General features: G+C 53.5%; 18 protein-coding genes. 7 read left to right on the top strand and 11 right to left on the bottom strand.

The features are described from left to right. Positions 1-118: 118 nt before the first annotated feature. The 3 genes from GRI65_RS01245 to gntA all read right to left on the bottom strand — a co-directional run bounded on the left by GRI65_RS01245 (position 119) and on the right by gntA (position 2449). Positions 119-772 carry a helix-turn-helix transcriptional regulator gene (locus tag GRI65_RS01245; protein WP_160754725.1) on the bottom strand — a complete coding sequence of 218 codons (654 nt, stop codon included), beginning with the start codon at positions 770-772 and terminating at the stop codon, positions 119-121. 373 nt (positions 773-1145) lie between these two features. Next, positions 1146-1733, bottom strand: coding sequence for a DUF1989 domain-containing protein (locus GRI65_RS01240; protein ID WP_160754724.1), 588 nt, complete (start codon positions 1731-1733; stop codon positions 1146-1148). Then, complete coding sequence (gene gntA, locus GRI65_RS01235; protein WP_160754723.1) at positions 1730-2449, bottom strand: guanitoxin biosynthesis heme-dependent pre-guanitoxin N-hydroxylase GntA; 720 nt, start codon at positions 2447-2449, stop codon at positions 1730-1732. Before gntA ends, GRI65_RS01240 begins: the two co-directional genes overlap by 4 nt. A 127-nt stretch (positions 2450-2576) precedes the next feature. On the opposite strand from gntA, the gene GRI65_RS01230 reads away from it, so the two are divergent. Next, positions 2577-3377 (top strand): MipA/OmpV family protein, encoded by an 801-nt coding sequence (locus GRI65_RS01230; protein ID WP_160754722.1) that lies wholly within the window; start codon positions 2577-2579, stop codon positions 3375-3377. On the opposite strand, the gene GRI65_RS01225 is transcribed toward GRI65_RS01230, so the two are convergent. After that, on the bottom strand, positions 3350-4465 hold the full coding sequence (locus GRI65_RS01225; protein ID WP_160754721.1) for a winged helix-turn-helix domain-containing protein: 1116 nt from the start codon (positions 4463-4465) through the stop codon (positions 3350-3352). The genes GRI65_RS01230 and GRI65_RS01225 overlap by 28 nt on opposite strands. An 83-nt stretch (positions 4466-4548) precedes the next feature. On the opposite strand from GRI65_RS01225, the gene GRI65_RS01220 reads away from it, so the two are divergent. Next, a complete protein-coding gene (locus GRI65_RS01220; RefSeq protein ID WP_160754720.1) occupies positions 4549-5100 on the top strand; it encodes a hypothetical protein in 552 nt (183 codons plus the stop codon). 908 nt (positions 5101-6008) lie between these two features. Here the strand turns inward: GRI65_RS01220 and GRI65_RS01215 are convergent. After that, positions 6009-6149, bottom strand: a complete 141-nt coding sequence (locus GRI65_RS01215) for a hypothetical protein (protein ID WP_160754719.1) — start codon at positions 6147-6149, stop codon at positions 6009-6011. Between the two features lie 283 nt (positions 6150-6432). On the opposite strand from GRI65_RS01215, the gene GRI65_RS01210 reads away from it, so the two are divergent. The 5 genes from GRI65_RS01210 (at position 6433) to GRI65_RS01190 (ending at position 8822) form a co-directional block, all read left to right on the top strand. Then, the gene (locus GRI65_RS01210; protein WP_160754718.1) at positions 6433-6666 is read left to right on the top strand and encodes a hypothetical protein; all 234 of its coding nucleotides are present in this window, start codon (positions 6433-6435) and stop codon (positions 6664-6666) included. A gap of 62 nt (positions 6667-6728) precedes the next feature. Then, on the top strand, positions 6729-7658 hold the full coding sequence (locus GRI65_RS01205) for a hypothetical protein (RefSeq protein ID WP_160754717.1): 930 nt from the start codon (positions 6729-6731) through the stop codon (positions 7656-7658). Further along, a complete protein-coding gene (locus GRI65_RS01200) occupies positions 7648-8169 on the top strand; it encodes a hypothetical protein (RefSeq protein WP_160754716.1) in 522 nt (173 codons plus the stop codon). Before GRI65_RS01205 ends, GRI65_RS01200 begins: the two co-directional genes overlap by 11 nt. A gap of 210 nt (positions 8170-8379) precedes the next feature. Further along, a complete protein-coding gene (locus tag GRI65_RS01195) occupies positions 8380-8556 on the top strand; it encodes a YodC family protein (RefSeq protein WP_160754715.1) in 177 nt (58 codons plus the stop codon). Beyond that, entirely contained in the window at positions 8556-8822 is a 267-nt protein-coding gene (locus tag GRI65_RS01190) for a DUF6953 family protein (protein WP_160754714.1), read from the top strand. The genes GRI65_RS01195 and GRI65_RS01190 overlap by 1 nt, the downstream gene beginning before the upstream one ends. 403 nt (positions 8823-9225) lie before the next feature. Here GRI65_RS01190 and GRI65_RS01185 read toward each other — a convergent pair whose 3' ends face one another. From GRI65_RS01185 to GRI65_RS01160, 6 genes are all read right to left on the bottom strand, one after another. After that, positions 9226-9555, bottom strand: coding sequence for a hypothetical protein (locus GRI65_RS01185; protein ID WP_160754713.1), 330 nt, complete (start codon positions 9553-9555; stop codon positions 9226-9228). A gap of 44 nt (positions 9556-9599) precedes the next feature. Beyond that, complete coding sequence (locus GRI65_RS01180; RefSeq protein ID WP_160754712.1) at positions 9600-10001, bottom strand: hypothetical protein; 402 nt, start codon at positions 9999-10001, stop codon at positions 9600-9602. Between the two features lie 65 nt (positions 10002-10066). Continuing rightward, positions 10067-10762 (bottom strand): hypothetical protein, encoded by a 696-nt coding sequence (locus GRI65_RS01175; RefSeq protein WP_160754711.1) that lies wholly within the window; start codon positions 10760-10762, stop codon positions 10067-10069. 68 nt (positions 10763-10830) lie between these two features. After that, complete coding sequence (locus GRI65_RS01170) at positions 10831-10971, bottom strand: hypothetical protein (protein WP_160754710.1); 141 nt, start codon at positions 10969-10971, stop codon at positions 10831-10833. A 200-nt stretch (positions 10972-11171) separates the two neighbouring features. Next, a complete protein-coding gene (locus GRI65_RS01165) occupies positions 11172-12650 on the bottom strand; it encodes a hypothetical protein (RefSeq protein WP_160754709.1) in 1479 nt (492 codons plus the stop codon). Between the two features lie 71 nt (positions 12651-12721). Then, entirely contained in the window at positions 12722-12943 is a 222-nt protein-coding gene (locus GRI65_RS01160; RefSeq protein ID WP_202391071.1) for a helix-turn-helix transcriptional regulator, read from the bottom strand. Between the last annotated feature and the right edge of the window lie 10 nt (positions 12944-12953).

Raw genomic sequence — 12953 nt, 5'->3', positions numbered from 1 at the left:
TGGGAGCCTTCTAATCCGATTCGCCGGCCGTGAAATCACAACCGTTTGTTAGTCATAGTTTGATAGTCATTGATAACTATATACTATGTGAAGTCGGACTGTTGCCTTGGCGCCTGCATTACAACAGGCGGTATGCGTTCAGCTTGCGCCACAATTCTTCGCGGCAGGTGATCCCCAGCTTGTCGTAACAGCGGCGGATATGGGCGCGGATGGTATGAATGGAATTGTCGTGCGACTTCGCGATTTGCTTCGGCGTATGACCCAAGTAAAGATTGTAGACGATCGAGGATTCTGCTGCGGTCAAGCCGAAAACTTCCGTCAGGTCGGCCAGTTGGGGTTCGACCATTTCCGTCGCGGACTGCAGGCCCAGGCATACCACATCCTTACAGACCGACGTCGCGCGAACGATGACATGACCTTCAATCATCCAGCACGGCAACGCCAGGGTGCTCACGGCCGGATGTCTGGTCTGCAACAGTTCGCGGAACTTTTCATCGTAATCAGGCTGCGATGCCACCACGCGCCCACTGCGCACTCGCAAGCATGTGCCGTGGTCGAGAAGATCCGTTGCCTTGGAACATCCAGCCAATAATGTTCCATCTCGCCGGACCAACATCCGCATTCGGCTATCAAGCAATGCGAGGCTGTCGAGCAGCCCATGTAACGACTGCCGATCTTCGCCGAGCCTGCCGGCCAACAGCCCATCGACTTCGAATTTCGCCCGTTTCTCGGGGCTCTGTCCGCCTGCAACCCTCTCACCGGAATATTGCATGTCTACCGTCCCAAAGTTTGCCTAGCTAACTTTGACTAATATAGATCTGCTAATCTAATAGTTGCGACGCTTATAGCATAAATAGGGATCCGCGAAAACGGGCCATTATGGAGTGTCGGACGCGCTAGTTTAAGTCATCCACTCTGGTTTGACCATGTTGTCCGCGAGAATTAGGCAAGTCGATTCAGAACCGGCACGATGTGCAAATTCTGCGACAAGAAGCAGGACTTGTAAGATTCTGACGCCGCAAAGCGCTGATAATTCGGTCAAAGCTTGTAGGAACCCGTCAGGCCGGGACGTTGGCGTGAATTGCCTCCTACGTCCCCAGTTCCTCAAGACTGAGCGTCAGATTCGCGCTCCGCCCTCACCTCAGCTACCGACCGCTGTCGATCTGAAAATCGATCGGTTTGAAACTCCCGCCATTGGATGCATAAGCCGAACATGCCGTAACGCCGATGATCAGCGGCTTGAGCGCTTCGAATCTTATGTAGTCTCCAGGCTTTGTGGTTGGCGGCAGAACCTCGATCTTTCCGTTTTGCCCGACGGGCACATTCATGAAGATGTTGAACGCGGTGGGTATGCTGTCCGCTTCGATTCCGTAAGGCTCGAGAGCCGCGGCAAGATTGCCGAAACACCCACGGTGGACCGGCTTATCCGGATAGAAATGCTTGAATGTGTCGACAGAACAGGGCGTCAGCAGGAAATCGTGCAGACCGGCGGTGTCCTCGGTAATCGCGAGCATCGGATTGGACCGGTTGGACCACAGCCGGTTGCCTGCGGTGAGATGGATCGTTTCCTCCAGATCGAAAGTCCGCCCATTGGAGATAACTTCGCGCGGATCATCCCGGTCATAGGCGACGAGGTCGCTAACCTGCCCGCCTTCCGGATCGTAGACCGTCAGGATATCGCCTGCGTCCAAGGTGAACGCGATGCCGGACCGGGGCTCGATCCGTGTTGTCATGATCCGCGGGGATCGCTGAAGGGGCACTGCCAGTCTCCCTCGACTTCGCGTCCGCTATATTGCCGGGCCTCGCTCATTTCGCCGTGCCGGGCAAGCATGGGATTCGCCGATCCGGACAACGCGACATCACGCTCGATAATTCGCTCCCGCATCCGTTCGTACCGGTTCTGGTTTCGCAGTGTCTCGAATTGCTCATGCAGGTTGAACACCAACGTGGGATGCGGTGTCCGCCGGGCGGGGCGCGACGCATTGGGATGCAGGCCGACCACGAAATACGCCTGACCGCCGAAACTCAACGAAAAATGCGGGTCTTCCGGGTTCGTACTCACTTTGGGATCGTAGGGCTGTCCGAGCCAGTCGTCCTTATCGGCAAGCGACTGGATACGCTCCCACATGAGCCGCTCGAAATCGCTTTCGGAAACGTCCGTCGGACCTTCGAACACGACGGCCAGGCTGCGCAGACCCGCAGGATCCTTCCTGAATTCTTCGCTCCAGTCCATCAACGCCTCGTGGATCTTCAAATCGTCCCACGCGCTAGTCAATGACCAGCCAGAAATGACCCGCAAAGTTCCCTTTGCAAGCGCCGACTTGGCCCCGACGCAAGGGAAGTCGGGCTCGGCGATGTGGCTTCGCAAGCTTGCTTCCAGCGCGCTATTATCGAGTGTGATCAGGGGTTTGCTTAGGCCCCTGACCGTCTGAGTGACTTCATGTGACATATGAGACCAAACGCGGCAGTAACGGACCGGGTTCCCGCGCACGCCGTGCCATAAATGTTAAGTGCGGCAGAGGCAGCGACACACCTTCGGCTTGTGTCGCCCGCGTCTTTACGCCAACGGAGCATCCATGTTCGAAAAGCAAATCTTCCGCTCCGCATGCATCCTGGCATCTCTCGCTTCCTTTCCCGCGCTGGCGCAGGAAAATGATGGAGCCGAAGAACCGCGCAAAGTTCGGATCGCGTTGGGTGCACAGGCAGTCCCGAGCTATCCGGGTTCGGATAAATTCAGTATCCGTCCGCTCTTCGACGTCGCCACAGCGCGCGGTGATGAGCTTTACGAATTTGAGGCTCCCGATGAGAGCTTCGGCTTTGCGATCCTGCGGTCCGGTGACTTGGCAGTCGGTCCGGCGCTAAATCTGGAGGGCAGCCGGACGGCGAGCGATGTGGGAACCGACCTGCCGAAGGTAGGGTTCACCGTCGAAGCCGGTATTTTCGCGCAATATTCCTTGTCGGACAGTTTCCGGCTTCGCGGCGAAGTCCGGCGCGGTCTTGGCGGGCACGAGGGCTGGATCGGGACTTTCGGCGCAGACTTCGTCGCACGGGAGGGGAACGATTGGCTGTTATCCGCGGGCCCGCGAGTTACCCTTGTCGACAGCAATTACAGCAGCGCCTATTTCTCCGTTGCCCCGGAAGACAGTGCAGCATCCGGATTGCCGGCCTATATGGCAGACGGCGGCGTCCAGGCCGTCGGGGCGACCGTCGGCTATTTGCGGCAGCTTACACCTCGCTGGGGCATCTACAGCTATGCCAAGTATGACAGGCTGGTGGGCGACGCGGCAGATTCGCCCATTGTCCGCCAGTACGGTTCGCGTGACCAGATTTCTGGCGGTCTCGCGCTTACTTACACGTTCGGCGCAGATCGGGACTGATCGCGGGATCGGTAACCGGAGTTAGTCCTCGCCGCGGCGCGGCGCATGGCCCACACGATACCGACGGAAAAGACCGCACCTTCGAAGCCTGCCGTAACGGCCCGTCCGATTGGTCCCAGGCCATCCTCACCGAACGCGCTGCCGATCCCGTCGAGACGGTAGCGAGAGGTGGGAAATGCGCTGACGAGCTCCTGCAGGCTGCCCGCCATCATCCGGCCATCCACAAGCGTGATCAACATGCCAGCAAAAAGGCCCAACAACGCCGCAACGGCAAGACGAGACGCTGCCCCTTTGCCCGCGTAGAGTACCGCCAGACCGATGGTCCCGCCCAAAATCAATCCCTCCAGCGCACCGGCAAAGACGCCCGGAGCCTTACCGAAGAGCAGCCGGAAGAGGTCGTTGCCGAGCAGGTTGGCGAAAGCGCCCATCGCTAGCCCGCCCAGCGCCCCTCCGGTAACTGTCCAATAGATCGTCGCCGGACGAATAAAAGTTGCAGCGGCCGCAATGCCAGCCGCGATCCCGAATCCGGCGACGCCAGCGGAAAACATCGAAACAAGGACCAGGACCAGCAATATCGAAGCTGCACTGCCGCCGCCACCGGTCGGCTGCGCAGAACCGATAAAGCCGTAAAGCAATCCGACCAGCGCCCCCGCGACTAGTGCGCCGGTACAGCCTGCAAGGGTCTGGCGGATGAACGCCGAATGGAGCGCTTCTTCGCGCCCGCCGGTCATTTCCGCGGGATCGGATAATTGTATCCGGTCCGTACTTACCAATGCCCCGACCGGTGCGATGAAACGGTAGCCGTGCTTGGGAACCGTTTCGATGAACCTGGGGGTCGCCGCGCTGTCCCCCAGCGCCCGCCGGAGTGTGCGGATGGCCTGCGTAAGCGCCTCGTCCGTGACGGGAACGCCGCGCCAGACTTCGTCCATGAACCGCTCCTTGGCGACCAGCTTTCCCTCCGCCGCGACCAGCAGGATCAAGGCATCCATATACCGCGCGTTGAGATCGACGGTGTCTCCGCCCCGCGATAGCCGCCGGTCGGCCAGATCGAGCTGGAATGGCCCGAAATACACGGGAGAATGGCTCATTTCAGCAATTGCTCACTTTTCGCTCATGCCGCTCACCTCTTGGTCGGGCATTGATGCGGCGTAATCACAGATGAGGCAAGACAATGAACAACAACTCCGCAAAACCTGCTCGGTCGCAGCTCAATCCTTGGCGGATGCTGGGATGGGGAACAATCGCCGGCCTGATCGCGCTGCCCGCAATCGCGATGCAGTTCACCAGCAAAGTGAACTGGACGGGCGAAGATTTCGTGTTCGCAATACTGATGCTGGGCGGCGTCGGCCTGGCGTTCGAGATGGCGGTCCGCGCCAGTGGAAGCTGGGCCTATCGCGGCGGCGTGGCAGTTGCCCTCGGCGCCGGGCTGGTGATGCTGTGGATCAACGCCGCCGTGGGCATCGTCGGCAACGAAGACCGCCTGATCAACTTGTGGTTCAACCTGATCCCGTTGCTGGCGCTGTTCGGAGCCATTGGTGCCCGCTTCAAGGCGCGCGGCATGGCAGCAGCGATGTTTGCCACCGCGGCCGCGCAAATGATGGTCGGGGTCATCATCCATCTCCAAGGCGAATTCGCCTGGGTCTTCGTCCTGGTCTGGACGGCGGGCTGGCTCCTTTCTGCCTGGCTGTTCCGCAAGGCAGTCAGACAGACGGAAGCCAGCTGAGGGAAACCTTTACCGGGTAAAGCGCCAAGATATCTGAAGCGGCTCAGGGCTTTCGGCGGACGGCCCAGACGAGTGCAGCGCATGCACTAAGAAGCGCGGAAAGGGCGAAAATGGCAGGGGGATCTAGAACAAACATGACAATCTCCGAATCAACGTACTAACAATTGTTCACATTTTGTTCTTTGTAGGAAAGGAGTTTTCGGTCGTCCGGTCACCGGGGCCGATTACCGAGGACGCGCAAGCACGACGAGTGCAGTGCTCCACTGCCGGCTTCGAACCATCGATCTGGAAAACAACTCTGCCCAAGGGGACGCGCTGGCGGAGAGACAGGGAGCCAAAACGTCACTTAAGTCATTGGTTTAATTGATTTTGGCAAATCCCGCTCAACCCGGTTCCTTACCCTAGAAAAGGTGCGACTAGGCTATTGCGCCAGCCTTACCTTTGCCAATCTGGCCAGCCTTACCCCCAATCCAAAGTTGGGCGGAGCAACCGGAATTAGAACCTATAAGCATTCATTGGCGTCAGTGCGGGGCCAGCGGTTGCAATCCCAACTCCGGCGCTCAAAGCCAGTGGCCCGGTTGTGGGCATACTGAAAAGCGAGTTTAGAAACTTCCCGGTCGGTCATTGGGAAAGCCTTCGCCGCGTCAGCTTCAGATAGCCAACCATGCACTTGGCAAAACTCCCTTTGCCCACATTGGTCGCGCGCCGCTGAAGCCAAATCGTCAGCAGTTATGTCAGCCGGGATAATGATGGCGAAAACATCATTGCCGGAAATTGCCTGAAAGGTTGGCGCTGGTTTTGCCGGAACGGAACTAGGTTCGTTGCTGGGTTCAGGTGCGGGTGAGCCGCCGCCGCAACCTGCAAGAGCTACGGAGAGCGCAATGGCGAGAGGTAGGGAGCGCATAGCGTTATTTACCCTCGCGCTTGTCGGTATCGGACGGCTTGGGCTTAGGTGCATCTGCCGGACGTTCGCGGTCACTGCCGGGCTTATCGCGGCCCCTGTCCGGCCCCTCCTGCGTGGTGAACGTTTTCTTTTCGTTATCGTTCATGAAATCACCCTTTATTCGTGCCAGCCTGAAATCTGTATTTAAAGCATCTATCCTGTAAGCCGACGTTGCAATTATCATCAAAGAAAAGCCAGACAGTGCCTTGCCCACATTCTTGATTAGGTTAGTGTGCTTGTTTAGAACGGATTAATTAAACAGGTTCAAGGGCATGGGGATATTAAGCTGGTGGAAAGAGAGCCGGGAAAGGGCCGCTCTAACTCGTCAATCTCTTGCGATAAATGACGATAAAGAATTGCGAGCCTCACAAGTGCCAGAGCTAGTCGGAATGAGTGAAGTTGAAGGTATGGCACATACGCTTCAAGCCATTGACGGTTTTCACCAAGCTTGCGCGCCAGACGAAAGTATTGAATTTCGCCGTCGCCTTTTGGGCTCACAGGAAGCTTTCAAAGCAGACGGTTTGACAATGCCTTATTGGGGTAGCTTGTGGGTTTTGCGAACCTATCAGGCCCAACTTGGCATGGACGCGCCAGCGGTCGCGCCGCCTGTAGAAAATGCCTGAATTTAAGTTTGAGTTGAAAGGCGAAGGTCGCTCTTAGCGATGTTCGGTCAGGGGATAGTTTAATGGCGAGTGCAATTGGTTTTCGTGGTTATTTAATAACTGCGCATAGGCGTGGTGACCCAGCCTTAATTCCCGTTAACTCGTCAGATTTCAGACAGTCACCGGACAGCTTCACGACTAACTTTATCAACCGTTGGTCTAATGTTGTGACCGATGATGAACGGGAACGAAGTTGGTATTTTGAAGAACGCGAGAATGGTGGTGCGGGCGACAGCAAGGGTTTCGTCCATTACGGCACCTTCGGGTTCGAGAGCAACTTGGTCGACAATGCGACAAAGATGCAAAACTACCGTCGTCAAGTTAGTGATGTCGAAGAAATTCCGCTATTTTATGAATTTTGGTTTCCTGAGGGTGGACGCGTAGGGTTTGTCGGATTCCAATCCTTTCAAGGCAGATCTTGTGTCACGATCGTCATGGAGCGTTTCAAAAGCGAGTTTGAAGCCGCAAATCCTGATTTTCTTCTGAGATATCAAAAATTGATGCCAACTGATGTGCGAGGCGGAGCCTACAACCGCGCTCCTGTGAAAAGGCTGCGGCTTATCAAAAGGGGTGCAAGCCCTGACGTTACAGACAGGTATCTGGGAGGAAATGCGCCAGAAAAGGTGGATTTTGAAGTCTCGATTAAAGCTAGGCGAAATGGATCGCTCGGTTCTTTTCGAGACGTATCTAATTCTATCGGCAAAAATGACCGTGGAGTGATTTTGCATGACGGAATAGAATTCAACGAAGCGGTGGCAGATATAAAGGTTGGCAGCAAAACTCGGCCTGTAACTGTGTTTGGCTCCGATACATTCGCCGGAGTAATAGATATCACTGACGACATCGAGCGCGGACGCGATGGGCACCCCACCTTTGACTCCCTTTCGAATATTTCTGATGATATTTTATCAGATTTCAATGAGATGATAGTCGGAAAAAGCGATGAAATTTAATGTCCTATCAATCATCCGCGATCATTTTCGGACGCTTTACGATGCGAGAAGCAAATCCCTATCCATCATCGATATCTTGATTTTTTATCTGCTGCCGGTGGTTCTGGGACTATGCGCGTTTTCGAATGGAATAAAGCTCAATGACAACGCCTACAATGTAGCAATTATTCTTTTCGGAATTTTTGTGGCGTTATTACTTAACATTCAGGTTGCGATATTTTCTGTTTTACATACAAAATGGCATCGCCCCTCGGACCCAAAATTGACGGCCAAATTCGACCAAGATCAAATTGATAAAAATTCGATTTTGAGGGAATTAAACACGAATCTATCTTACATGATTTTGCTATGTAGTTTTGTTTTGTTCATTGCTGCATTTGCTTATATATTTGATAGCTTTGAATATATAATCTCAGCTTTTTTGGTTTTCGCATTCACGCATTTTGTCTTGTCACTTCTAATGGTGATTAAGCGCGCTCACGCCTTATTTCAAAAGGAATATACTGTTTAATTATCTGTCGGGTTTGGCGGATACATAGTCCGCCTGATTTAATCACTAAATTGCTAAATTTACGACAAAATATGTTTTTTCGAGCATCAAGCTCAACCTGCTGCCTTACCCTTTGGGCAATTGGCTTTGGATTTGTCGGGTCCGCGCGACTTGCTGGCTCGCTTGGCATTCCCTAAATGTTCTTCATTGACTGCAACAAGGATGAATAAAATGGCTAAGGCAAAATTCACGCCCGGTGATTTGGTTGAATTGAAATCTGGCGGACCGGTCATGACTGTTGAAAAAGAGGGTTATGAGCAAGATACGTGGGGATGCACTTGGTTTGCTGGCGATAAGCATCAACAGAACACTTTTTCCGGCGTGGCGTTGAAACTGGCGGATATTTAATGATGACGGCAAATGAAATTGCCGAATGGATGAAAGAGGAGTTGGCGGGTAGGCCGTCGCTCTATCAAAGCCGGGTCGCAACGTTCGTATTCAAGGCAAACCCGGAGCTGGTTTACCGAAACAAGAGCGGCAATCGCGCGCTACATAAGTCCATTCTTGACGCTTTCCGCAAACTTACGCCCGGCGATGAAATCGTATGGTCGCGCTCTGGCCAGTATTGGCGTCACCGCAAGCCAAATGACAAACCGGGCCGAATGCAGCGTTAAACAATCCGCTCTGGCGGCATTGCAATAACGCCCATACGAATGAGTTGGTCACGCCCTGCCCGCACTCCGATGCCAGCGAGCGCCCAAGGGTCGCTAGGAGCCGCGACAGGCGAGTTGGCAGGGGTAGTGGCGGCAGGGGCCGTTTCATCGCTCCTAGCGGCTCTGGCGGGCGCATAGCAGATCCGCAGGAACCGGCCCGGCAAGACAAGCGCCCTAGCCTGAAGCTCTGACAGTGTTTCGCCCGGTTTGAAGTTCACGCGCTGGCCATTGTCGCCTTCAATGCCCACAACAGGGCCGGGCTGTTCTTCGCCGTAAATGCCAGTGATGATTTTCGTAAATGGCTTGCGGTGCCGGTTACGTTTTTCCGCGCGTTTGACCCGCGTTCTAAGGCCAGAATACCGCATTACTTGCCTTCAGCTCCGTCCAGCCTGTCAGCCAGCTTTTCAACGTTTTCACGCTCAACTGCGCGGCTCAAAACTTCAAGCGCATAAATAAGCTTCGTGCCCTTCGTTATATCAATCTCGCCAACCTTCATGCCGCGATAGACTTTGACGATTTCGCGGCGAATTTGCGGGCCATTTTCTAGGCGAAGGCGCTTCCCTTCACCCGCCCTAGCCTTGGGCATTAGGGGATAGGGTTTCGCCGCATTCGCCGCAATACCGGCAGGAATACCCCAAGCCGGGGCACCATTGGTTGAGCCTTCACGGCTGATAGAGGGCCAAGCGTTTGCCATAATTTACAGTAATAATGTCTAAAATTTCCAATTGCAATCCACTTCTATTCAATTCCCCAAGGTTTCCGGCACCATCCGAGCATACTGCGATAATAGTTATCATCCCAACCAGTCCTCCAGTTATCAATAGTGGGGTCGCCGCGCTGCTCTAAATGCCAGATTAAGCAATCCATGAGTGGTTTTGCCGCGTTGTATTCGGTTGCCAGCCTATCACGATTAAATCGCCATACTCCAGAATCCTCATATCCTTCAGAAATTAACTTATTATAGTATGGGATAGTCTCCATAATTTCGACTTTGCGGCTTTCTAGCTTCAAGAACCATTCCCACAATTCATCATCGGAATAACGCTGGCGTTCGCGCTCAACGCTAGCAGCACGAATAAGCCGCACCTTTTCCTCGCCAAGAATGCCGGTGATTTCGTTAGTCTCTTGATTGCTTAGCATTTGCCAAATCCAATTCGATATAAAAGCCGGGTATCGCCCGCTACCCGGCTTGTTAGGTTGTCAATTTACTGGCCAGCAAAGCCAGTTGCGATGCTACGGACTTCGTCTGGCGAAGCGGCAGCAACGTCAGGCCCATTGGCGAATTTAGACATTGCCGGGAGCATCGCGAAGCTAGCCGCTTCAATTTTGCCAAGGTTGGATTTAGCCGTGTTCCAAGTCGCATACGTTTGCGGGTCAGCCTTGGAATAGAGCCGGTCTGCGATGGTGCTTTTTACTTCATCGCCGAGGCCAGTGTAAACGCTGCTAACGCTCGCCAGAATTGCTAGAGTTGGGCCGTCACCTTCAGCAATAAGCTTGGCAACAGCAACGCCGCGTTCTTCAGGCTTCATGCTTTGGAAGGTGCCCACAACAAGCGAAGTCATGGCCGTGTCAGGCTTGAAGTTGCTTGCCAGCTTTAGCTTTTCTTCATGCCGTTTGATTTCAGCCTTCGTGTCGGTTCTGGCGTTGTCAAATTCAGCATAGCTATGCTGGCCTAGCGTTTCCTTCAGCTTGGGGTCGCGCCGCATATACATGGCATTGTAGCGCGCCAGATGGTCAGACGTAGCAGCGAAGACTTGGCGAGTGTATTTAGCCGCGTCACTTTCGCCAGCAATCTGATACGGGCTTAGCTGTTCAGGGGTTTGGTGAACCACTTGGCCTTTATCGTTGCGAGCGATTGGGAAAACCGGATTAACGTCACTAATGTTTGTCAGCTTATTCATGGCATTTACCTTTTTGAGAAAGGCGGACATATCATCCGCCAAGTTTTTCATACAAGCCGTTGAGCTTGTTACCTTTTAAAGCCAGCAGATTTGCCAGCGAAACCTTTAACCTTACCTTTGCTTTTCCCCTTTCCTGATTGATTGCCCACATTGACAGTTGTTTTAAGTAATTCAGTGAATACTTCAGCTATTGAGCTACTAATGTTCATCGCTATGGTCCTTGTTGATTTTTGTTCACATTTAAACCTAGTCTAAACGTCACAAACGGCTGATTTCTGCGACTTACTAATACTATTTTTATATTTATAGATATTTAGATATATAGGGTAAGTTCCATTTTTCTCCCTAGAGCTATCTCCTTTTTGTCCATTTCAATCTAAACGTCAAAAAATGCAAAAATCGTTTTTAGTCAGTGGGATACCGTCTGAAAAAAGTCCCAAAGGCGTCTAAATGTTGAGCTTTCTGGCCAATAAGGCTCTAATATATTCGGCTCGACAATGTAGTAAGCGCGAGCCGTGCATTTCTTTTGTAGAAAGTTGGACATTTCGCCAACGTCAGCCGCTTTCAATTCGCCGTTTTCATTCATCGACATAAGCATATCTTTAAGGGCTTTAGTCGCGCCTCTGCGGTCATCTTTAAACGCCGGGAGAGTTGCCAGCTTGGATTGGATATAACTTTGGCGAATAACGCCATTGACGCGCAGGATGCGGTCTGGATTTCCCCAATCCATTTCAAAGGCGAAGTAGTTAGCAACAGCCTTCAGAATGTGGGCACGTTGTTTGCTTTCGTTGCCAGCCACTTCGCCAACGTCACCGCTTTCAAACTTCTTAATGGTCCAACGCGTTTGTTGAGCAACTAGTTCAATACCGTAGTTTGCCGCTTTAAGGTCAATGACAGGTTCGTTTTCATTCACGCCAACAGCAACCAAGCTGGCGAGCTTCACGGCCTTCAGGTAGGCGCGGTTCCAAAGCTCCGCGTGAACATTGCCGTTGCCCAAATTAACTAAGTCAGTTGCTTGGCGCTCGCATTCGATTAGCCGCGCTTTCGCTTCATCGTTCATCTTTACGCGGATTGCGGGCGAAGCCTCTGAATAGCTGGCGCAAGTAGCCGCGATACCCCTAAGGCGCTCCACGAGCGGGTAGGGCGCGGGCGCGCCGACATTAGGGTTTAGATAGGGCCGGGGTTCTTCAGTGGAAAAGACGTTGAAACGGGGCAAGAAACCGTTTGAGACTGCCCGTAGGTCAATCCCATCAAATAGGTCAAAGGTGCTTTCGCCAATGATTGTCAGGGCAGGGCTTAGAACGGGTGCGGTGTTCTTAGCTTCATCGCTGTAAGCCATCCCGTTGAGAAACTTGCCATCGCCAGACTTGTTAAACAGGTCGAGATAGAGCGCCAGCAAAGCGACTTGGCTGGCTTGTGCCTTTAGCGAGTGCATCGCTTTAACCTTCGCGGCAAACTCGCCTTGGATGCTAAAGCCGCGCGATGATTTGTTCGCTAGCCATTTCATCAGACCTTCAGGCGATGCGAAGTGGCCGGGGAGTTGATAATCAACGGCACAAGGCGCGCCGGGCTTACCAGCGTGAACAGCGCCTACAATTGCTTTAAGAAGCTGGCCAGCGCCGTCAGCAATCGCTTCCTTACCCCTACCAGTGTGGGCAAGCACAAGGTTGTATGTATTAAGGCCGTTACCAGTTGGCGTGTTGTATTTCTGGCCAACTATGCCGGAAAAAAAGCCAATAGCACCAGCAAGCGCGATGGTTTTATTTGGGTATGGCGCTTGATTGAAGAAGTAGGCGGCAATCTCGCCTAGTAGTCCTTCCGGCCATGCGTTTTCGTCTTGCGCTATACTGTCAGGGGCGCTATACGGGCTGTCGGTCGTTGAGTTCATCGCGATCATCCTGCCCCCGCCGCGTGCCCGGATAATCCTTCGCGGCGGGGGTTTTACATTTGAGTAATGGGTTAAGCGGTCGCGCTCTGGCGAACCGGCGACGCGTCAATCTTGGCTTCAAGCCATGCGCGAATTTCGGCTTCAACAAACAGGGCCTTGCGCCCGATCTTGACCCGGCGAAGCTCGCCTTCAGCTATCAGGCAATAGATACGCGAGACGCTAAGGCTGGTGATCTGGCATACCGTAGGCACGTCTAACAGACGGGGCATGGGCACGTTGTCGTCAATATTCATGGGCGCTTCC

Source organism: Allopontixanthobacter sediminis (genome assembly GCF_009828115.1).
GTDB classification, from domain to species: Bacteria; Pseudomonadota; Alphaproteobacteria; order Sphingomonadales; family Sphingomonadaceae; genus Allopontixanthobacter; species Allopontixanthobacter sediminis.
This window is presented reverse-complemented; position numbering and strand designations above follow the sequence as displayed.